Source organism: Methylobacterium sp. P1-11 (genome assembly GCF_008329595.1).
GTDB lineage: Bacteria > Pseudomonadota > Alphaproteobacteria > Rhizobiales > Beijerinckiaceae > Methylobacterium.
Map to the genome: position 1 here is coordinate 116651 of NZ_NPKS01000010.1, position 20976 is coordinate 137626.

General features: G+C 69.3%; 17 protein-coding genes. 7 read left to right on the forward strand and 10 right to left on the reverse strand.

The genetic code is table 11. The features are described from left to right. Positions 1 to 41: 41 nt before the first annotated feature. Positions 42 to 1151, forward strand: coding sequence for an efflux RND transporter periplasmic adaptor subunit (locus tag CIW48_RS12490; RefSeq protein ID WP_173009251.1), 1110 nt, complete (start codon positions 42 to 44; stop codon positions 1149 to 1151). After that, on the forward strand, positions 1144 to 4311 hold the full coding sequence (locus CIW48_RS12495; RefSeq protein ID WP_149311062.1) for an efflux RND transporter permease subunit: 3168 nt from the start codon (positions 1144 to 1146) through the stop codon (positions 4309 to 4311). Before CIW48_RS12490 ends, CIW48_RS12495 begins: the two co-directional genes overlap by 8 nt. 15 nt (positions 4312 to 4326) lie before the next feature. On the opposite strand, the gene CIW48_RS12500 is transcribed toward CIW48_RS12495, so the two are convergent. The 4 genes from CIW48_RS12500 to CIW48_RS12515 all read right to left on the reverse strand — a co-directional run bounded on the left by CIW48_RS12500 (position 4327) and on the right by CIW48_RS12515 (position 7960). Continuing rightward, a complete protein-coding gene (locus CIW48_RS12500; protein WP_246695222.1) occupies positions 4327 to 5277 on the reverse strand; it encodes an aliphatic sulfonate ABC transporter substrate-binding protein in 951 nt (316 codons plus the stop codon). 45 nt (positions 5278 to 5322) lie between these two features. Next, positions 5323 to 6105 (reverse strand): ABC transporter ATP-binding protein, encoded by a 783-nt coding sequence (locus tag CIW48_RS12505; protein ID WP_149311120.1) that lies wholly within the window; start codon positions 6103 to 6105, stop codon positions 5323 to 5325. Between the two features lie 86 nt (positions 6106 to 6191). After that, on the reverse strand, positions 6192 to 6971 hold the full coding sequence (locus CIW48_RS12510) for an ABC transporter permease (protein WP_246695216.1): 780 nt from the start codon (positions 6969 to 6971) through the stop codon (positions 6192 to 6194). Between the two features lie 8 nt (positions 6972 to 6979). Then, positions 6980 to 7960 carry an aliphatic sulfonate ABC transporter substrate-binding protein gene (locus CIW48_RS12515; RefSeq protein ID WP_173009252.1) on the reverse strand — a complete coding sequence of 327 codons (981 nt, stop codon included), beginning with the start codon at positions 7958 to 7960 and terminating at the stop codon, positions 6980 to 6982. 905 nt (positions 7961 to 8865) lie between these two features. On the opposite strand from CIW48_RS12515, the gene CIW48_RS12520 reads away from it, so the two are divergent. Then, on the forward strand, positions 8866 to 10206 hold the full coding sequence (locus CIW48_RS12520; RefSeq protein WP_149311065.1) for an LLM class flavin-dependent oxidoreductase: 1341 nt from the start codon (positions 8866 to 8868) through the stop codon (positions 10204 to 10206). Between the two features lie 136 nt (positions 10207 to 10342). Beyond that, the gene (locus CIW48_RS12525) at positions 10343 to 11824 is read left to right on the forward strand and encodes an HWE histidine kinase domain-containing protein (protein WP_149311066.1); all 1482 of its coding nucleotides are present in this window, start codon (positions 10343 to 10345) and stop codon (positions 11822 to 11824) included. 26 nt (positions 11825 to 11850) lie between these two features. On the opposite strand, the gene CIW48_RS12530 is transcribed toward CIW48_RS12525, so the two are convergent. The 6 genes from CIW48_RS12530 to CIW48_RS12555 form a co-directional block, all read right to left on the reverse strand. Further along, a complete protein-coding gene (locus tag CIW48_RS12530) occupies positions 11851 to 12408 on the reverse strand; it encodes a cytochrome b/b6 domain-containing protein (RefSeq protein WP_149311067.1) in 558 nt (185 codons plus the stop codon). Then, the gene (locus tag CIW48_RS12535) at positions 12405 to 13553 is read right to left on the reverse strand and encodes an acyl-CoA dehydrogenase family protein (RefSeq protein ID WP_149311068.1); all 1149 of its coding nucleotides are present in this window, start codon (positions 13551 to 13553) and stop codon (positions 12405 to 12407) included. Before CIW48_RS12535 ends, CIW48_RS12530 begins: the two co-directional genes overlap by 4 nt. Positions 13554 to 13892: 339 nt before the next feature. Then, a complete protein-coding gene (locus tag CIW48_RS12540) occupies positions 13893 to 14783 on the reverse strand; it encodes a LysR family transcriptional regulator (RefSeq protein ID WP_149311069.1) in 891 nt (296 codons plus the stop codon). Positions 14784 to 14863: 80 nt separating this feature from the next. After that, positions 14864 to 15328, reverse strand: a complete 465-nt coding sequence (locus CIW48_RS12545; RefSeq protein ID WP_149311070.1) for a DUF1348 family protein — start codon at positions 15326 to 15328, stop codon at positions 14864 to 14866. Between the two features lie 135 nt (positions 15329 to 15463). Beyond that, complete coding sequence (locus tag CIW48_RS12550) at positions 15464 to 17527, reverse strand: pyridoxamine 5'-phosphate oxidase family protein (RefSeq protein ID WP_149311071.1); 2064 nt, start codon at positions 17525 to 17527, stop codon at positions 15464 to 15466. A 56-nt stretch (positions 17528 to 17583) separates the two neighbouring features. Then, positions 17584 to 18201, reverse strand: coding sequence for a glutathione S-transferase (locus CIW48_RS12555; protein ID WP_149311072.1), 618 nt, complete (start codon positions 18199 to 18201; stop codon positions 17584 to 17586). Between the two features lie 347 nt (positions 18202 to 18548). Between CIW48_RS12555 and uraH the strand changes: the two genes are divergently transcribed. The 3 genes from uraH (at position 18549) to CIW48_RS12570 (ending at position 20943) form a co-directional block, all read left to right on the forward strand. Then, on the forward strand, positions 18549 to 18902 hold the full coding sequence (uraH, locus tag CIW48_RS12560) for a hydroxyisourate hydrolase (RefSeq protein ID WP_149311073.1): 354 nt from the start codon (positions 18549 to 18551) through the stop codon (positions 18900 to 18902). Positions 18903 to 19150: 248 nt separating this feature from the next. Then, a complete protein-coding gene (locus CIW48_RS12565) occupies positions 19151 to 20305 on the forward strand; it encodes a transporter substrate-binding domain-containing protein (RefSeq protein WP_149311074.1) in 1155 nt (384 codons plus the stop codon). Beyond that, positions 20302 to 20943: an ANTAR domain-containing protein gene (locus CIW48_RS12570; protein ID WP_149311075.1), complete on the forward strand. Its 642-nt coding sequence runs from the start codon at positions 20302 to 20304 to the stop codon at positions 20941 to 20943. The genes CIW48_RS12565 and CIW48_RS12570 overlap by 4 nt, the downstream gene beginning before the upstream one ends. Positions 20944 to 20976 lie beyond the last annotated feature (33 nt).

Here is a 20976-nt window from a genome sequence, read left to right on the forward strand (position 1 = left end):
CCGGGTAGATTCGGCAATCGGGGTTGGAGAGGAGACGCCAGGTGGGTGGCCGGCGGGCGATGCTGCTCATTGGGGGAATGCTGCTCGCGCTTGCCGGCCTCGCTGTCTCACCGACGGGCGAACGCCTACGGGCCGATGCGAACCCAATCGTTTCGGGGATGCGGGAACGGCTCGCCTCGCTCCTTCCGGAGCGGCGCAACGAGCCCGCCGCAGCGGCGCAGCTTCCGGCGGCGCGCACGGCCGTCGAGGATGGCCGGACACTGGTGCGTCTGACGATGGCGGAACGAGCGCGGATCGGGCTCGTCGCCGAGGCACGACCGGCCGTGCTGCACCGGCAGGAGCTGACCGCCTATGGCAGCGTCCTCGACCTCGCCCGCATCACCGAACTCACCAACAGCTACGCGGGTGCCGTGGCGGCGCTCCAGACGGCCCGCGCACGGGTCGAGGTTTCTGCCAGCGCCGCCCGCCGAGCCCGAACTCTCGGTGCCGGCGTGGTGGCGGTGGCACAGATCGAGACCGCCGAGGGCACCTTGCTGACGGATCAGGCGTCGGTCACGGTTGCGGAGTCGCAACTGCGCACCCTCGCGGCGACCGCACGCCAGGAATGGGGAGCGGTGCTTGGCAAGGCGATCATCGAGCGGTCGCAGCTGGTGACGCGGCTGATCGAGCGGGCCGATTTCCTCATGCAGGTGACGTTGCCGCCGGGCGAGGCTCTCGCCGCGGCGCCACAGGCCGCCTTTGCGGAGGTTCCGCCCCAGAGTGAGCGGGTCCCCCTGCGGCTCGTGTCCCCCGCGACGCGGACCGACCCGCGGATCCAGGGGCAGAGCTTCTTCTATCTCGTATCCGGCGACAGCGGTCTCCTGCCGGGCACCAGCACGATGGCCTTCCTGGCGGCGCCCCGCGCCGTAAAGGGCGTTCTCGTGCCGGAGGATGCCGTCGTCCACGGTGAGGGCGGCACCTGGGTGTATCGCGGCACCGGCGATGGGGCCTTCGTGCGCCATCCGGTCCGGCCGGATGCCCCGATGTCGGCCGACGCTTTCGTGGTCGGGGATTTGCCGGACGGTAGCGAGATCGTTCTGCGCGGCGGACAGGCGCTCCTGTCGGAGGAGATGAAGAACCGCATTCGCGTCGTGGGCGACGACGATGATTGAGTCGCCCCCTGCCGTAGGCCCCCGCGGTCTGCAGGCTGCCCTCGTCGGCTTCGCCGTCCGGCTGCCGCGGGTGGTCCTGGCGCTGGCCTGCGCAGTCCTGGTATTCGGCCTCTACGCTCTAACGGGCGCGCGCTACGACGTCTTCCCGGAATTCGCGCCGCCGACCGTGACGATCCAGACCGAGGCGCCGGGCCTCGATTCGGAGCAGGTCGAGGTTCTGGTCACGCAGCTTGTGGAGGTGGCGGTCGGCGGCCTGCCGGGCCTGGAGACCCTGCGCTCCACCTCGATCCAGGGCTTGTCGGTGATCACCGCGGCGTTCAGGCCCGGCAGCGACGTCGACCGGGTCCGCCAGAGGGTGAACGAGCGTCTGGCGGCGCTCGCCGGCCGCATGCCGGACGGCGTGGCTGCGCCCGCCATGACTCCGCTGACCTCCTCGACGCTCACCGTGCTCCTTGTCGGGCTCACCTCCGAGAGCCGCGATGCCATGGACCTGCGTCAAGTCGCGGAATGGACCGTGCGTCGGCGGCTTCAGGCCGTCCCGGGCATCGCGCAGGTCTCGATCTACGGCGGCGGCGTGCGCACTCTGCAGGTTCAGGTCCGCCCCGACGACCTGATCCGCTTCCAGATCGGCCTCAACGATGTCCTGGCAGCCGCCCGAAAGGGCACCGGCGTCCGCGGTGCGGGCTTCGTCGATACCCCGAACCAGCGTGTCCTGCTTCGGACCGAGGGGCAGTCGCTCACCCCGGAGGCGCTCGGCCAGATCGTGCTCCACAACGATGGCGGAGCAAGCGTCGTCCTCTCGGACGTGGCCACCGTCACAACCGCTCCGGAGCCGGCGATCAGCGCGGCGCTCGTGGACGGCAAGCCCGGCGTTCTGTTGATGGTCGGCGCCCAGGCCGGGGTCGACACCCGCGCCGTGACAACCCGCCTGGAGGCCGCCCTCGACGAACTTCGCCCGGTCCTGAAGCGCGAGGGCGTGAACCTGCGGAGCGACCTGTTCCGGCCGGCGAATTTCGTCGACGTCGCCACCGGAAATGTGATGCAGGCACTCGCGCTGGGCGGCGTCCTGGTCGTGATCGTGCTCCTCGTCTTCCTGGCGGACTGGCGCGCTGCGGTGATCAGCGCGGCGGCGATCCCGCTGTCGCTGATCGCCGCCGCCCTGGCCCTCCAGGCCTGGGGCGAGAGCCTCAACACGATGACGCTCGGCGGCCTGGCCCTCGCCATCGGCGAGGTGGTCGACGATGCGGTGATCGGCGTCGAGAACGTCTCCCGCCGGCTGCGGGAGGCGCGCGGTACCACACGCGGTGCCGCCCATGTGGTGCTGGCCGCGATGCTGGAGGTGCGGACCTCGGTCGCCTACGCGACTCTTGCGGTGATCCTGATGTTCCTGCCGGTCCTGGCGCTGACCGGCGTTGCCGGCCGATTGTTCGGTCCGCTGGCGCTCGCCTACATCGCGGCGGTCATCGCCTCGCTCGTCGTGGCGCTCACGGTCACGCCGGCCCTCGCGCTCCTGCTCCTCGGCGGCCGGATCGCGCGCGGTGCAGGCACAGCGCCGCCCGACCCGCCGGTGGTGCGCTGGAGCAGGGCGGCCTACCTGCGGCTGCTCGCCGGGATCGGTCGGGTGCCGCGGACCGCTATGGCGGGCGCCCTGCTGATCACCCTCGCCGGGGCCGCAATCCTGCCGACGCTCGGAGCCGTGTTCCTCCCCGACCTGAAGGAAGGGCACATGATCCTGCACATGGTAGCCATCCCCGGCACCTCCCTTCAGGAATCGCAGCGGCTCGGGACGTTGATCACCGAGGACCTCCAGGCGATCCCGGGCGTCCGCGCCGTGGCGGCGCAGATCGGTCGGGCCGAGGCTGCCGAGGATACGGCCGGGCCGCATTACAGCGAGATCCACATCGACCTCGACCCAGGCCTCGATGGGGCCGCCCAGCGCCGGATCGAGAGCGGGATCCGACAGCTGATCGCCGGCTTCCCGGGGGCGGCCTTCTCGCTGAAGACCTTCCTCACCGAGCGCATCGAGGAAACGGTTTCAGGCTTCACCGCACCGGTCGTGGTCAATGTCGTCGGCAACGACCTCGACCGGATCGAGGCGGCCGCCCGTTCGGTCGCGCAGGAGCTCTCGGAGGTGAAGGGCGCCCGGGATGTCCAGCAGGCCTCGCCGGCCGGGCTGCCGCAGGTCACAGTGGCGCTGCGCCCGGTGGATCTGCGCCACTGGGGGCTCGACCCCGTGGAGGTGCTGGAGGCGGTGCGCACCGCCTATCAGGGCGACATCGTCGGTCAAACCTATCGCGGCAATGCCGTGTTCAACGTGCTGGTGATCCTCGACGCGCGCGTCCGCGGCCGTCTCAGCGCGGTGGGCGACATGCCCCTGCGGACACCCGGCGGACGCTACGTCCGCCTGGCGCAGGTCGCCGATGTCTACGAGAGCGCCGGCCGGTACCAGGTGCAGCATCTCGGCGCGCAGCGGGTGCAGGCGGTGACCGCCAACGTCGGTGACCGCGACATGGCGGGCTTCGTGGCGGCGGCCAAGCGCAAGATCGCCCGCGAGGTGCGCCTGCCCGAGGGTGTCTACATCACCTTCTCGGGTGCCGCCGAAGCGCAGGCGGCGGCCCGCCGCGACCTCCTGGTCCATGCCGGGCTCGCCGGCTTCGGCATCGTGGTGCTCCTCGCCATCGTGACCGGTTCGGCGGCGAACCTGCTTCTGGTCCTCGTCAACCTGCCCTTCGCCTTCGTGGGCGGCGTAGCCGCGGCGGCGCTCACCGGCGGGGTTCTGTCGCTGGGCTCGATCGTCGGCTTCGTGACGCTGTCGGGCATCTCCCTGCGCAACAGCGTGATGATGATCGCCCATTATGAGCAGATGGTGACCCGGGACGGGCGCCCCTGGGACGCGGCGACGGCGGCGGAGGGCGCCGCGGACCGGATGGTGCCGATTCTGATGACCTCCCTCGTCACGGGCCTGGGCTTGTTGCCGCTGGCGCTCGGCGCCGGTGAGCCCGGCCGCGAGATCGAGGGTCCGATGGCCCTGGTGATCCTAGGCGGCCTCGTCACCTCGACCGTGCTGAACCTCCTGATCCTGCCGGTGCTGGCGCTGCGATTCGCCCGGTTCCAGCAGGACGAGCCCGAGGATCAGGCGCTCACCGCCATCCGATTCTGAAGCGGATGCGGCCGCTCAGCGGCCCTGCGGCGCCCAGATGCCGAGCGCCGAGGTGTCGACAGCCCGGGGCAGCAACCCTTCCGCGCGGAAGGCATCGGCGATCTTCTGCTGCTCCGAGAGGCCGGCGCGGGTGACCGCCTCAACCCGGTAGCTGCGGCGCTCGGTGGCGCGCAGGATCACCTCGGGTTCGATCTTCCAGAGGGGCGCGAGGCGGGCGGCCGCCCCAGCCGGATTGGCCTTCACCCAATTGCCCGTCTCGGCGACCTGAGCGAACAAGGTCGCCAATACCGGACCGTTGGCCGCGACGTAGGGATCGGCCGCGAGATAATAGCGCTTGTACAGCGAGAGGCCGACACCGTCGCGGAGCACGCGGGCCGCCGATTGCTGCCGGGCGGCGGACAGGAACGGGTCCCAGGCGACCCATGCTTCGACCCCACCACTCGCCAGGGCAGCACGCCCGTCGGCCGGCGTCAGGTAGGCGGGAGTGATGTCCTTGAAGGTGAGGCCCGCTTCGCCGAGGGCCGCGAGGAGCAGGTAATGGCTGCCGGCGCCCTTGGTCACCGCCACCCGGCGACCGCGCAGGTCTGCCGCGGACTTGGCCGGCGAGTCTGCGGGCACGAGGATCGCCTGTGCCTCGGGGGAGGGCGCCTCCTGGGCGATGTAACTGATCCGGGCGCCGGCGGCCTGAGCGAAGATCGGAACCGTGTCGGCGACGTCGGCCGAGACGTCGATCTGCCCGGCATTGAGCGCCTCCATGATCGGCAGGCCGCTGGTGAATTCGTGCCAGGACAGGGTCGTGCCGAGCGGCGCCAACGCGCGTTCCAGACCGCCATCCTGACGCAGCAACGCGATCAGCGTCGAGGAGCGCTGATAGCCGATGCGCAGCGCGCCGGCCGCAACGGCCACCTGGGGCAGCGCCACCACGGCGGATGCCGAAAGGCCGGCGAGGAGGGTTCGGCGAGACAGGAGCATCGTGTCATCCATCAATGAGCCAGCCGAGCCCGGACGGCCCTACCACCAGCTCGCGCGGGTCTCGGGGGTGGGCGGCGGCTTAGTCGCGGCTGGGCGCAGGGAGTGGTCGAGGGCAGCCAACACGCGGCGCACGGCCTCCTCGTAGGTCGCCGCCACGGGTTCGCGCGGGCGGGCGAGACCAATCGCTACCGTTTCGTCCAGGCGTCCGGGTCGCGGGCGCATCACCACGACCCGATCGGCCAGAGTGACGGCCTCGCCGACATCGTGCGTGACGATCAGGACCGTCGGTTTCGACTCGGCCCAGAGATCGAGGAGCTGATCGTGCAGCCCCTTCCGGGTGAAGGCGTCGAGTGCGGAGAACGGTTCGTCGAGGAGCAGCACCCGGGGCTGCGCCACGAAAGCCCGAGCGATGGCGACGCGCTGCTGCTGGCCGCCGGACAGTTCCCGAGGCCAGCGGCCGCCATGCTCGGCGAGCCCGACCCGCTCCAACGCGCGCGAGACGCGCGTCCGGCGCTCGGATCGAGGCAGATTGGCGAGGCCGAAGCCGACATTGCCGGCCACGTCGAGCCAGGGCAGCAGCCGCGGTTCCTGGAACACGACACCGATGCTCGGATGGGGCGCGCGGATCGTCTCGCCGTCTACCTGCACGGCCCCGCGGCTTGCTTGGTCAAGGCCCGCGATCAGCCGGAGGAGCGTGGTTTTCCCGCAGCCCGAACCGCCGATCAGCGCGACGATTTCACCCTCCCGCACGGACAGGGTGATTTGCGACAGGGCCTGCGTGCCGTCTGCGTAGATCTTCGACAGGTCGTCAACGGTCAGCACGGGTGTCTCTCGCGCGGGTATGGCGTAGGCATCGCGGCGTCGGACAATGCCCGGTTCGGCGCGCCACTTCAGCCCCGAGGCGGTCATTACAGGCTGTCCCGCACGGTATCCTGCCACCGTGTCAGCGGCGATGTCAGCGTGACCAGGGCCATGTCGGCCGCCTTGCCGACCAGGGCGAAGGCGATGATCGCCGCCACGATCTGATCGGGCTTGCTGAATTGCTGACCGTCGACCAGCAGGTAGCCGAGGCCCTCGGAGGCACCCATCAGCTCCGCCGCCACGACGAACAGGAAGCCGAGGCCGAGCCCGGTGCGCAGGCCCACAAGCGTCGCCGGCAGCACCGCCGGCAGGAGAATCCGGCGGGCGAGAGCGAAGCGGGACAGCCGGAAGATCCGCCCGACCTCGACCAGCTTGCGGTCCACCGAGGCGATCGCTCCCGAGACGCCGACATAGACCGGGAAGAACACGCCCACAGCGATCAGCAGCACCTTCGGTGTCTCGAGGATGCCGAACCACAGGATGAAGAGCGGCACCCAGGCGAGCGACGGGACGGCGCGCAGCGCCTGTAGGCTCGGATCAATGAGCCAGCGCAGCGCCGGGATGGTCGCGACGAGGGCGCCCGCGACGATCCCGGCCGCCGCCCCGCACAGGAAGCCGAGCCCGACCCGGATGAGGGTCGCCTCGACATGCATCCACAGATCCCCCGACGCGGCGAGCGCCCAGAGTGTCGCGCCGATCCGGCTCGGCGGCGGCAGAAGCCGCCCCGATGCCGCGCCCGTCGCGACTGCGATCTCCCAACCGGCCGCAAGAACGAGCGGTAGAAGCAGCCCCAGGCCCGCGCGACCGCTCCGCCGCAGCAGCGGCACGCCGCCGCTCACTGTCCGGCGACGGGATTGAAGCGCGCGTCGAGCAGGCCATCAACAGCCGCGGCCACGTCGGTGCCCGCCGGGATCACTCCGGCCTGCTGCAGGGCCGTGCCGGCCGCCTTGATCGACTCAGCCTGGGCGGCGCCGATCGCTGGCTGGGACAGGTCGGTCCGCTCGATCTGGCGGGCGATTACCGGCCCCGGCAATTTGGTGGCCGCGACGAGGGTCGCAGTGAGCGCCTGCGGGTTGGCGAGCGCGTAGGCGCGGGCCCGCTCGTACGCGGCAATCACCGTTCGGACGAGATCCGGATGCGCCGTCGCGAAGTCTTCCCGGACATCGAGCAGACCCCAAGTGTTCGCGGCGGCGTCGCGGTAGAACAGCACGTCGCCGTTCTCGATCTCGGCCGCCGCCATCATCGGGTCGAGGCCGGCCCAGGCATCGACGTCGCCACGGTCGAGGGCGGTCCGTCCGTCCGGGTGCTGCAACAATACGAGCTTGGCGTCGCGCTCGGTGAGCCCGGCGCCCTGCAGCGCGCGGATCAGGAAGATGTGCGGATCGGTGCCTCGCGTAACCGCGACGCGCTTGCCCTTCAGGTCGGCCGGCTTGGTGATGCCGCTTTCTCTACGGGTTACGAGCGCCGTCCATTCGGGGCGCGAATAGGCGTAGATCGCCTTGATCGGGTTGCCGTTGATCCGCGCGACGAGGGCTGCGGCTCCGGCGGCCGAGCCGAAATCGATCGCGCCGGCGTTCAGGAATTCGAGCGCCTTGTTGGAGCCGAGCGACTGAACCCAGCGGACCTTGATTCCCCGTGGCGCCAGCGCCTCCTCGAGGAAGCCCTTCTCCTTCAGGAGCAGGCCGACCGGATTGTAGGTCGCCCAGTCCAGGCGGATCTCGTTCGGGCCCTCGGCGCGGACCTCGCGCGTCGCGAGCACACCAAGGCCGCCCAAAGCGAGGCCGGCGGCCAGGATCGATCGGCGAGTGGAGATCATGGGTCGGGCCTGACGTCGTGAGAAGAGGCGAAAAGCGGGGTTCGATGTTCGCGGGACGGGCGATCCACGTCGCGGCGCGGTCCGGGTCGGTCTCGTCCGGGCGGCTGAGTTCAGAGGCGCGGCGCGGTCAGCGGATCGGTCCGCCGTGCGCTTCCGAAGATGTGCGGGGACGGCATAGCGCCAAGCGGTCGATCCGAGTCGACATACTCCTCGCTCCGGAATCGCGACCGGACCGCGCCTGCGTCTTCATCTTCCGTGTGCGGCCCTTCGCGTGACGGTGAAGACAAGATCCGGTCGGCCGGTCACGGAGTCAATAAAAGGCCGTTCTCTACTTGCCGGCCTCGAGACAAGAATATTCGTCCGTCAAGCGTAGGACGAGAATAATTTACGCGTCGATGCGCGGACGGGGTGGTGTCCGACCTCGAGGGCCGATCATGTTCTGCTCGGCGCGAAGGGGCCGCTCGCGAGGGGCACGAGGGCTGCTGTGTGGCGGTGGGCTGCCCCGGGAGGGGGAGGGCGCGGCATGATCCTCGACGAGAGGATCGTGATGGTCGGCGGCCGACGTTCCGGTCTCGCAATCGCGGCTTTCGCAGCGCGTCCGCACGGGGTCCGGCCCCTTTTCGGCCCTCCTGCCGATGCAGCAGGCGCGGCATTCCCTGGCGGCACGGCACGGGCGCCATGCCACGTCCGACCTGCGCGACCGTCCATCCGAGAACGTGCCCGACCCCTGCGGTTCCCACTGACGCGCTCCGAGCCGCAGCTCCGGGCAATTCGCTGAATGGTCACAGCGTCAGCCAGTTGTGCATCACTCGTGCAATCCTGAGTTCGCCTGTGGAGGCGGCTCGGCTAGACTCCGGCCTGCGCAAGCGGCACGGAGCGGATCAGGCTCGATGACGGTCGGTTCGATGAGACAGGACACCCTGCGCCTCGGCGCGTTCTTCTACGCGACCGGGCACCACGTCGCCGGTTGGCGACATCCTTCGAGCGAAGCCGACGGAGGCCTCGTCCTCGATCGGTATGTCGGCTGGGCGCAGCGGGCGGAAGCCGCGAAGTTCGACCTCATCTTCCTGGAGGACGGAACCGGTATCCGGGACCTGGATCTGAGGTCGAGCGAGCGCACCGCGCGCTCGACCCATTTCGAGCCTCTGACGCTGCTGTCGGCGCTCGCGGCGGTGACGCGCCGGATCGGTCTCGTGGCCACCACCTCCACCACCTTCAACGAGCCCTACAACGTCGCGCGCCGGTTCGCGTCCCTCGACCATCTCAGCGGCGGACGGGCCGGCTGGAATCTCGTCACATCCGCGACCGACGCGGAGGCGGCGAATTTCGGCGGCGACCGGATCGCCCGGCACGCCGATCGCTACGAGCGCGCCGAGGAGTTCGTGGACGTGGTCCTCGGCCTGTGGAACACGTGGGACGACGGCGCGGTGATCATCGACCGCGCCAGCGGACAGTTCTCGAAGCCCGATGGATTTCGGCCCTTGAACCACCGCGGCAAGCATTTCGAGGTCCGCGGACCGCTCAACATCTCGCGCACGCCGCAGGGCCAGCCCGTGCTGGTGCAGGCGGGATCGTCCGGGCCCGGCAAAGATCTGGCGGCGCGCACCGCCGAGATCGTTTTCACGGCCAATCAGACGCTGGAGGAGGCGGTGGCCTTCTATGGCGATCTGAAGGAGCGCATGGCGCGTTTTGGCCGCGCACCCGGCGACCTGAAGGTCATGCCGGGCTTGTTTCCCGTCGTCGGACGCAGCGAGGCCGAGGCGCGGGCGAAGTTCGAGGCCTTGCAGGAGCTGATCGATCCCGTGGTCGGCCTCGCTCTGCTCGGCCGCATGATCGGCGGCCACGATCTCTCGGGATACGATCCCGACGGGCCGGTTCCGGAACTGCCCGAGACGGACGGCATCAAGTCCCGCCAGCAGCTGATGGTCGACCTCGCCCGTCGCGAAGGTCTGACCCTGCGTCAGCTCTACCTGCGCATCGCGGGCGCGCGCGGCCACTCGCAGATCGTCGGCACGCCTGCCCAGATCGCGGACGAGATGGAGGAGCGGTTCCGGTCCGGCGGGGCCGACGGGTTCAACATCATGCCGCCGACGCTACCGGGCGGCCTCGACGACTTCATCGCGCTGGTCCTGCCGGAACTGCGTCGGCGCGGCCTGTTCCGGACCGAGTATGAGGGCCGGACTCTGCGCGATCATCTTGGCTCGCGCTCGCCCGCGGGATTTGGTCCCGGTCCGGCTGCGGCTTAGCGATACGACCGGCCGTCGCATGCCTGCGGCGTCTTGGCCATTATGAGGATTGTGCACAAGCGAACCTCCCTATGATACGTATGCCCATCGCGGCCGAAGGTCGCCTTGTGCAGGTCGTGGCAAGGGCGACGGGACTTTGACGGATCAGCAGGAACGCTCGCGCTTCGAAGCGGAGTTCGCCCGGAGCGACGCGAGTACCGATCCCTTCGTCTCCGCCGTGCGGGCGACGCGGATGCCGATGCTGATCACGGACCCTAGTCAGCCCGATAATCCCATCGTCTTCGTCAATGCCGCATTCTCGAGTCTGACCGGCTACGACCACGACGAGATCATCGGCCGGAACTGCCGCTTCCTGCAAGGGCCGGAGACCAACAAGTCGGATATCGCGAAGATCAGAGCGGCCGTCGAGGGTCGAGTTCCGGTCGAGATCGAGCTGCTTAACCACAAGAAGGACGGCGAGGTCTTCTGGAATCGGCTTCTGATCTCGCCGGTCTTCGATCGGGATGGTGCGCTGACCTATTTCTGCGCCTCTCAGTTCGACGTGACGCTGGAGCGCGACAAGCTCACGCGGATGCAGCGTGATCGTGCGGTGCTCGAGCAGGAGGTGGAGCGCCGCACGAGCGAACTCACCCGCAGCGAGGAGCGGCTGCGTTTCATCCTGAAAGCCGGCCGTTTCGGTTCGTGGACGCTCGATCTCGCCGAGATGCGACTGGTGGCCTCCGAGACCTGCAAGGAGAATTTCGGACGTTCCGCGGGCGATCCGTTCAGCTACGAGGATCTGATCGCCGCGATCGATCCCGAGGACCGACCCCGCATGCAGGCGGCGGTGCAGACGTCGATCCGCGAGCACAGCGACTATGACATCGAGTATCGGGCGCGCACGCCCGCTGGCGAGATGCGGTGGCTGCAGATCCGGGGCCAGACCTTCTACGATGCGGTCGGCCAGCCTCTCAGCATGGCCGGCGTCTCCATCGACGTGACCGAGCGCAAGCGCGCGGAGGAGCACCGCACCCTCCTGGCCGACGAGTTGAACCACCGGGTGAAAAACTCGATGGCGACCATGCAGTCGATCGCCCACCAGACCCTGCGCAACGCCGCCTCCCTGGACGAAGCCCACAGGACCCTCGACGCGCGGCTGCAGTCGCTCTCGGCCGCCCACGACGTTCTGACCCGCGAGAGCTGGATCGGCGCCACGCTAAGCGTGATCGTGGAGGGTACCCTCACGGCGTTCCGCGGTGGCGCGGGGCAGCGGTTCCTGATCAATGGCCCGGAGGTTTGGCTGACGCCGCGCCTGACCCTCGCCTTCACGATGGCTCTCCACGAGCTGGCGACCAACGCGGTCAAGTACGGCGCCCTCTCGAACGACAAGGGTCGGGTCATCCTCAATTGGGATGTGATGGATGGCGCGAAGCCGGCCCATCTCTGGTTCCGGTGGGAGGAGGTCGGAGGTCCGGCAGTGACGGCGCCGACGCGCGGCGGTTTCGGCACGCGCCTCATCGAGCGGGCGCTGTCCGCCGAGATGGGCGGCTCGGCGGAGATCGAGTACCGGTCCCGCGGCGTGGTGTTCACGCTGGACGCCCCACTTCCCGACCGGGCGGCCAGCGCGATCAAGGCCTGACGATCTCACGCCATCGGCGCGGCCGTTCACGTCATGCGCTGCAGGACGGGCTCGTTCCAGAGCCTGCGGTGCAGCACCGCTATCGCGGCATGGCCGATGACGGCGGCCAGGAGGGTGAAGCCCAGCCAGTAATGGAACAGATCGGCAGGATGCATCATCCACGCGATCTTCGTTTCACGCGCCGGCATCAGCGGGATGCCGTAGGGCGCGAAGGGCTTGCCCGACCCGTATTGGCGCAGAAGAGCGAGGCTCGGGATCAGGATCATCAGGAGATAGATCAGGGCGTGGCCGGCCGTCGCGGCGCGTCCCGGGCCGCCGTGCCGGCGGCGGCGATTGGCGAGCCCCCAGGCTGCGCGCAGGAGCACGAGCACGAGCAGCGTGAAGCCGAGGGTGAAGTGGCTGCCGCCGACGAGGCGCGTGAGTGTCGTGTCGCCGATCGTGACGTAGAGCAGCGCGCCCGCAAACTGCCAGGCGAACAGGGCGGCCATCAGCCAGTGGAAGCCGCGGCTGACGCGGCCGTACCGCTCCGGCGTGTCCAGCCAGGCGGCCCGCGGTGCGGTTTCGCGGCTCGGCGGCCTGATCATGCGGCGTTCTCGGTCCACAGATCTCCCGCCATGCCGCCAATGCGCAGGATTTCAGACGCCGCGCCGGTGAGCGCACGATCCGGTCCGGGCTGGCGCAGGTAGGTGCCGAGGTCGCGCGCGCGCCGCTCCAGCGGATGGCCGCGCAGGAAGCCCTGCAGGCCGACCGAGCGCTGGGCCAGCTGAAGAACGTCGAGGCCGGCACGTTCGACCGCGAGGCGGACCAGATTGATGTAGGCGACGACGCGTTCGGGCGGCAGCGCGGCCTCCGATGCAACCTTCGCCCCGCGCTCGACCCAGAGCCGCGCGCCTTCGACCGCGATCGCGCCCTCGCCGAGGCGCGCCAGCTGGTGCGGGTCGCCGCCCCGGTCGAGGCGGTCCAGATGCCCGCGCCAAGCATCGAACACCGCTTCGATGCCGCCGAGCTGCACCGCCGCGAAGCGCCACGCGCCGCCCGAGAAGGCGGGCTGGCGGAAATAGTCATCGGGATGGCCCAGAATGGCGTCGGCCTCGTAGGCGAGGCCGGTGAAGTCGACGGTGCCGGTCGCCGACGCGCGCATGCCCTGCGCCCGCCAGGCCGAGAGATCTGCCCGGGTCCCGGCCTGAAGCGGCACCACCATCATCGCCGTGCCGGCTTGGTTCGGATGCCCGACGGTGACGAGGGCGCGGGTGACAGACCCCGCACCCGACGCGAAGGTCTTCACGCCATGAAGTCGTGCATCGGTGTCCTGGGCCTCGACCCGCAGGCCGCCTTCAGAGGGTTCCGTGTTCCAGACCCCGAAGAGGTGGCCGGCATGCGCGTCGGCGAACAGGCGATCCCGCTGGTCGGGGGCGCCGTATCGGGCGATGAGCTGGAGGGCGTTGACATGCCCCTCGTAGAGCCGGCCGAGGGCGAGGCTCCCATAGCCGACCAGGCGCAGGACCTCCGCCAGGGTTCCCGCACCCGGCTCCGTCCCGAGCCCGGCGCCGCCGTGCTCCACCGGGATGGGGGCGGCGAGCAAGCCCAGCCGGGCGAGATCGTCAATGTCCTCTTGCGGGAAGCCCGCGTCGTGATCCTGGGCATCCGCGCGCAGCGCGGCCGCGGCCGCGATGTCCCGCGCCGCCGCCTCGGAATCGAAGATCGGGTCCAGGCGGGTCCACTGGTCCATGCGCCCGTCTCCCCTCAGACTGCCGCCGGGCGCGCCCTCGCGCCCATGCCATGCGGCCGGCCCAGACGCCCCGTGCCGTCGAGATCCCGGCGACCGGCCAAGGCAGTGCCGGCCGCGTGCGCTCGCGCGTTCGGGTGTCTTCACGTGCCGGCCCCAGCCGCTCGCAGAAGGTGCGTGAGCCACGGAAACTTTAACTTAAGACAGAACCATCCTTTCCGCCGGCGGGCTGCGACCAATGCGACCGCGGCCGGCGCATCGCCGGTCCCGCGTTTTGACCGACGACAATGGCCGTTGAACCTCTTGTCGTTCGGCCAGGCTGGAATCCGGCGCCGCACGGGTTCAGTTCAGCGTCCGGTTGGCGCGCAGGCGTGACACCGCGAGGTCGACGAAGGTCCGCACCTTCGCGGGCGCGTGCCGGCCTTCGGGGTACAGGACGTGGACGGGCAGCGGCGCTTCCTCGTACTCGGCGAGCACGATTTCGAGGCGGCCTTCGAGCAGGTCCGGCCCAATCTGATAATGCAGGACCCGGGTCAGCCCCCAGCCTGATCGGGCAGCGCCGATCGAGATCTCGCTGGTGTTTCCCTGCAGGGTCGGGTGGATGACCACTCGCTCATTCCGCCCGAATCGCCATTCCGGCGACGCCCAGGCGCCGGTGGAGACCGCGATTCGGTGCCGCTTCAGATCCGCCGGGCTCGTCGGCACGCCGTGCCGCGCGAAATAAGCCGGTGCACCGCAGATGACGTGGCGGACTGAACCGACCCGGGCGGCCGCGAATCCGGAATCGGTCAGGTGACCGATGCGGATTGCCACGTCGATCCCCTCTTCGACGATGTTGACCGGGCGGTCGACGAAGAGGGCCCGCGCCGACATCGTCGGGTAGGTGTCGAGGTAATCGGTCACGATCGGGAGCACGTGCATCTTCCCGAACAGCACCGATGCCGTGACCGCGAGCGTCCCCGTTGGCGTCGCGTTCGAGCCGGCCGCCGCCGATTCCGCCTCGGTGATGTCGGCCAGGATCCGCCGGCAATCCTCGTAATAGCGGCTACCCGCCTCCGTCAGCTTCACGGAGCGGGTCGTCCGGATCAGGAGCCGGGCGCCGATGGCCTCTTCGAGCCCAGCCACGGCGCGCGTCACGGCCGGCGGGCTCATGTGCAGGAGGCGGGCAGTCTGCGCGAAGCTCGCCGTCTCGGCGACCTTGGCGAAGATGCGCATGGCCTGCCAACGATCCATGGCCTCGCTCCAGGTTGTTGAGGCCGCATCGCGACGCTGACATCCGGTTGGCCTCCCGCACCGGCCTGGTGGCCGGATGATCAGAAGCCGAACTGACTCAGGCCCGGATGATCGTCCGGCCGGCGCCCGAGCGGCCAGTGGAACTTGCGGTTCGCTTCCGTGATCGGCAGTTCGTTGATGCTGCTGTGCCGATAGCGCATCAGACCGTCGTCGGCGAATTCCCAGTTCTCGTTGCCGTAGGCCCGGAACCAATGGCCGCTATCATCGTGATACTCGTAGGCGTAGCGCACGGCGATCCGGTTGCCGGTAAAGGCCCAGAGTTCCTTGATGAGGCGGTATTCGAGTTCGCGGTTCCACTTGCGGGTCAGGAACGCCTCCACCTCCTGCCGCCCGTTCAGGAACTCGGCGCGGTTCCGCCAGCGGGTATCGGTCGTGTAGGCGAGGGCGACCTTGGCGGCATCGCGGCTGTTCCAACCATCTTCGGCGAGGCGGACCTTTACGATGGCGCTCTGTTCGTCGAAGGGCGGCAGCGGCGGACGGGACATGGGGTACTCCTTGGCTTTGCGGGGTGAAGAGAATGGCCCCGGCTTGATGTCGAGGCAGCGCAGAATGATCTGCCGCCGACGATCCAGGAAGGTGCAAAACGGAGCGGGGTGAAGCGTACCGGACGCGCAGGGGCGTCACAGCGCGAGCTGCACCCGGTCCGTTCCCTCAGCGGGCACCGCCGAGCAGATCAACACCTCGTCCTCGGCCAAGGCCGCGCTCGGTTCCTTGCGATAGGTCACCGCGCCGGCGAGCAGCCTGGTGCGGCAGGTTCCGCAGCTTCCTGCGCGGCAGCTGAATGCGGGTGCGAGGCCGCGGGCTTCGGCGAGGTCGAGGAGGCTGCCGGAATCCGGCGTCCAGCGCGCCTCCTTGCCGGTGTCGAGGAAGGTCACCGGCACGGTCTCGGTGGCGGCCGGCGGCCGAGGTGGCGCGGCGATCCCCGGCGTTCCCTTGCGGACCAGCCCAGAGGGACCGAACGCCTCTGCGTGGATCCGGTCATCTGCCACGTTGTAGCCGCGCAGCCCGTCATAGAGCGCTTGGGTGAAGGCCGACGGTCCGCACAGGTAGAAGTCGTAATCGGCGAAAGCCAGGATGCGCGTGAGCAGGGCCATGTCGATCCGGCCGGCGGCCTCGTAGTCGATGCCGGCCTGGGCATCCGAGACGTCGCTGAGGACGCTCACGATCCGGACTGCGCCCTGCGCCGCCGCGACCAGCTCGGACAGCTCCCTGTCGAACGCGCGGTCCGCCCGCGAGCGGGCGGCGTAGATGAGCGTGGTCGGCCGAATGTCGCGGGTGCGCAGTCCCTCGTAGACCACGTGCCGGAGCATCGCGAGGAGCGGCGTGATCCCGACGCCGCCGGCCAGCAGCACCGCAGGGCGCCCCTCGTGGGCATCGAGGGTGAAGCCCCCGTCGGGCGCGCGCGCCTCGATGATGTCCCCGACCCGGATGCGGTCGTGGAGATGGCCCGACACGATCCCCTCGCGCTTCACGCTGATGCGGTAGTTCGTGTCCGAGGGGGCGACCGAGAGCGTGTAGGTCCGGATGACGGGCGCATCCGCTCCGGGCAGCGTCACGCGGATCGGGAGGTGCTGGCCCGCCCGGTGCGGAAGCCGTCCGGCGCCGTCATCCGGCACCAGGTGGAAGGACCGGATGAAGCGGCTCTCGTCGACGATCTTCGTCACCCGGAATGGCCGCCACTGGGTCGCGCGGGCGGCCGCCCGGACTCGGTCGGCGGCCTCTGCCCAGTCGCCGGTCATCAATGCGTTCGGCGACCAGCCATCCGCCCGGAACGACCAGCGCAGAGGGAGGGCGCCGCGCCTGCGGATGACCCGGCGCGGCCTGAAGCTCCAGAGCCGCTCGGCGCCCTGGAAGGCGGCGATCTCGGGCGAGTTCAGGATCACCGTGGCGTCGCCGGTCAGGTGCAGAAGTTCGCCCGTCTCGAAATCCGCGAAGACGAGGCCGGCCTTGCCGTTGAGAAGGATGTTGCCGAGGGTGGCGAAGAACAGGTTGCCGGCGAAGTCGGGAATGGTCAGCGCGCCGTCCGCGGCGATGCGGACAAATCCCGCCTTGCCGCCGCGATGCGAGACGTCGACCTGGCGCCGGCCCTCGCGCTCGGCGTAGGACGCCACGAAGAACGTGTCGGCCGCCGTGATCAGGCCGCGCGCCGCTTCGTCGAGATCCACGCTCTCCTCGACCGAAGCCGTGACCGGCACGGTCGGGTCTCCGACGAAGGTCATGTCCCGGAGCTGGATGTACTGCGGACAATTGCCGAAGCTCTGATCGACGTCGAGCCGCAGGATCCCGCCGGTTCTGGACCGGACGACCCCATTGACGCGATTGCGTCGGCGGCTGTGAAGCTCGATCCCGAGGAGGCCGATTGCGTCGCCGTCCTGTGTCCCCTGGGCCGCGGGATCGCCTGGCCCGGGCCGGGCGGCGATGTCGAGGACCGTGGGCGCGGGCGAGGTGATGAAGCCGGGGCTGCCGGCCACGAGCGTGGCCCAGGCGTCGCCGCGCTGATCGACACTGCCGAGCACGATGAAGGGAATCTGTGCGTAGAAGGCGCGGTGCTGGTCGGGCATGTAATCTCGCACCACCCTCTGACCGATCATCTCCATCCGGTCGGCGGCGCCGACCGTCTCCTGAATGGACGTCTCGCCGGCATGCCATGTCGGCAGCTTCGCAAAGGTCTGTCCCTCATCCATCTTTGCGCCCTCCATTCGAATCCGCTCGCGGGCGCGGGTGCGCCCGGGCCGGCCCGTCACGCCGCGGCGGTGAGGCCGGCTGGGGTCTTGGCGAAGGGGACGAAGCCAGGCAGGTCTTCGATCCGGCGCAGGAACGCCCCGACATTCGGGTAGCCCGACAGATCCACATTGCCCTCCGGCGCGCGGGCCATGTAGCTGTAGATCGCCACATCCGCGATGGTCGGCCTCCCGCCCGCGAGCCAATCCCGGCCGGCGAGGTGCGCCTCGAGCCGCGCCAGAAGCGTGTGCGCACGGGCGATCACCTCCGCGGGATTGAACTTGGCGCCGAAGACCGTGATCAGTCGCGCTGCGGCTGGGCCATAGGCGAGTTCGCCCGCCGCGACCGACAGCCAGCGCTGCACCGCCGCCGCGCCTTGCGGATCTTCAGGCAGCCAATCGGACCGGCCGAGCCGCTTCGCGACGTAGACGAGGATCGCGTTCGAATCGGTGACGATCACGCCGTCGTCGTCGAGCACCGGCACCTGGCCGAACGGGTTCATCGCGAGGAAACCCGGCTTCTTGTGCTCACCAGCCTTCAAATCGATTTCGATCAGTTCATGCGGTGCGCCGACCAGGGACAGGAACAGGCGAGCCCGGTGTGCATGGCCCGAGAGGGGGTGGTGATAGAGCTTCATGATGGCGGTTCTCCGTCACGGGCCGGGAGTGCCCCGCGCCGTTTCAGAAGAATGCCGCCGGCGCAGTGTCGGCGGAATGCCCGTTCTGCGCAGTTCATGATTCCGGAAGGCGGAATAATCGGCCGGCCTGTCGTCGAGATTTCTCTGGAAACAGCAGCTCGGCCAGCCATCGCATCCGCGCAGGCGGGCCGATGCGGTGTTCGACGGCCAAGGGGCGGAATCTCCCGAGGGCTTCGCGCGATGACGGCCTTCTTTCGGCTTGCGCCTGCGGGGTTCTGCGTGCTCGTCTCGCGCGCCCTCATCGTGCGCGCGGGCCGTCGGAGGGGTCACCGATAGGATTCGTCACCATGGGCCATCTCTCGACGCATGTGCTGGACACCACTTCGGGCAAGCCGGCCGCAGGCGTCACCGTCGAACTGCGCCGCCTCGCTGCCGACGGCACGGCCGAGCGTGTCGCCTCGGCCGTCACCAATGCCGATGGGCGCACCGACGGACCGCTTCTGGACGACGCGACTCTATCCGCCGGCACCTACGAGTTGCTGTTTCACATCGGCGCCTATTTCGCTCGATCAGGCCCGGAAGGATCGCCACCCTTTCTCGATGTCGTCCCCGTCCGCTTCGGGGTCTCCGACCCGACCGGGCGCTATCACGTCCCCTTGCTCGTCACCCCGTGGAGCTACGCGACCTATCGGGGCAGCTGACGCGCTCCGTGGACGGAGATGATCGGGGTCAGGCCGAGAGAGCCGGATGAACCGTGCCGAAGAGATGCGCGAGGCCAGATGTCTGAAAGAACTGTTTGGGACTTGACACCGCCCCTATAACCGAAGAGCCTAGTTTTCAGGCGCGGGGCAAGGCTGCCCAGTTTCGCGCCAATACGTCTCGATCTTTTCCGGCGATGCCGCCCGCAGTGCTCACGCACTGACGGGCTTTTTGCGTTCTGAAGGATTGCATGGGCCTCAGCCATCACCGCATCGGCCTCCTGTTCTCCGCGGAGGGTCCCTATGGTCTCGTGGGGCGCGCCATGCTGAACGGCGCGCTGCTGGCGGTCGAGGAGGTGAATGCCGAGGGCGAACTCATCCTCGAGCCTGTGATCTGCGACCCGCTCGGCGCCCTCGGCGGTTACGTCACTGGCGCCGAGCGGCTCCTCGACGCAGGCATCCGCCACGTCGTCGGCTGCTACACCTCGTCGAGCCGCAAGGAGATTATCCCGATCTTTGAGAAACGGGATGCCTTGCTCTGGTATCCGTCGCATTATGAGGGGTTCGAGACCTCGGCGAATGTGGTCTACACCGGCGCAGCACCGAATCAGCACATCGTCCCGTTGGTGCGGCACCTGCTTGAACGAGGCGGGCGCACGGCCTTCTGCGTCGGATCGAACTACATCTGGGCGTGGGAGAACAACCGGATCCTGCGTGAGACGTTGGCGATCGCCGGCGGCCAGGTTGCGGGCGAGCGCTATCTCGCGGTCGGCGAGACCGCCTTCGAGCAGGTAATCGAGGCGATCCTGGCCACAAAGCCGGATTTCATCTTCAACACCCTGATCGGGACGTCGGCGTACCACTTCTTCCGCGACTTCCGCAGCACCTGCCGCGCGCGCGGCATCGACCAGCCCCGCACGATGCCGGTGGCGAGTTGCAGCCTCGCCGAACCGGAACTGGAGGCGATTGGACCGGAGGCGGTCGACGGCCATCTGTCGTCGAGCGTCTATTTCACCTCGATCGACACGCCCCGGAACCGCGCCTTCACGGCAGCCTATGCGGCGCGTTTTCCCGAAGGACCGACTGCTTCGGCGGATACAGAATCCTCGTATATCGCGGTCCATCTCCTGGCGCGGGCACTGGCGCGGGCCGGCACGCAGGACGCCGCGACCGTGCGTCGGGCGGCCTGCGCGGACGGATTCGACGCGCCGCAGGGACCGGTGCGTCTCGACGAGACAACGCTCCACGCCTGCCTGACGCCCCGGATCGGCCTGTCGACGGCGGCTTCCCGGTTCACCATCGTGGCTCAGGCGGAAGAGCCGGTGGCGCCGGATCCCTATCTGGTACGCAGCGACCCGCGCGTCGTGCCTGTGAGCCGGCGACCGCGCCTGCGGGTGGTGCCATGACGAATCCGCGCTTGATCCAGAATTTCAGCGGCGCGCAGGCCCTGCTGATCGTCCCGCCGAGCACGGTGACGGATATTCTCGCCGGCACCCTGATGAAACTCGGGCTCACCGTGGCCTCGGTCGTCCCGGCCGGCGAGGCGCCCTGGCTCGATTTCGGGATCCTCGACCCCGAGCACCAAATCGTCATCGTGGACGGCGACCTGCCGCTGCCGGGCCTCGCGGCGAGCGCCGTCTCCGACCTGCCGCCGGTCCCGGTGGTCGGGCTCGTGGGCGTCGAGGCGCCAAGCCGGCTCAAGGGGCTGCTCCAGCTCGGCGCCACCGGCCTCCTGCGAAAGCCGATCCACGGCGCCTCAGTCTATGCCGCTCTGTTCCTCGCGGTGAACGAGCACAACCGACGGCGCGTGCTCGAGGAGCGCTTGGCGCGCCACGAGGAGCGGCGGCGCGGCCGGCGCCACGTCGTCAAGGCGATCCTGCGGCTGATGCAGGAGCACGGCCTCGACGACGATGCGGCCTACGAGGCCCTCCGCCGCGACGCGATGCGCGCCCGCCAGCCCCTCGAAGCCTATTGCGAGGCGCTCGTGCAGGGCCGTCCGTCCATCGCGGCGGCCGCCGTGACGCCGCGCCTCGCCCGGTCCTGAAGTTTTTTTGCCCCCCACGAAGACGAGGACGCC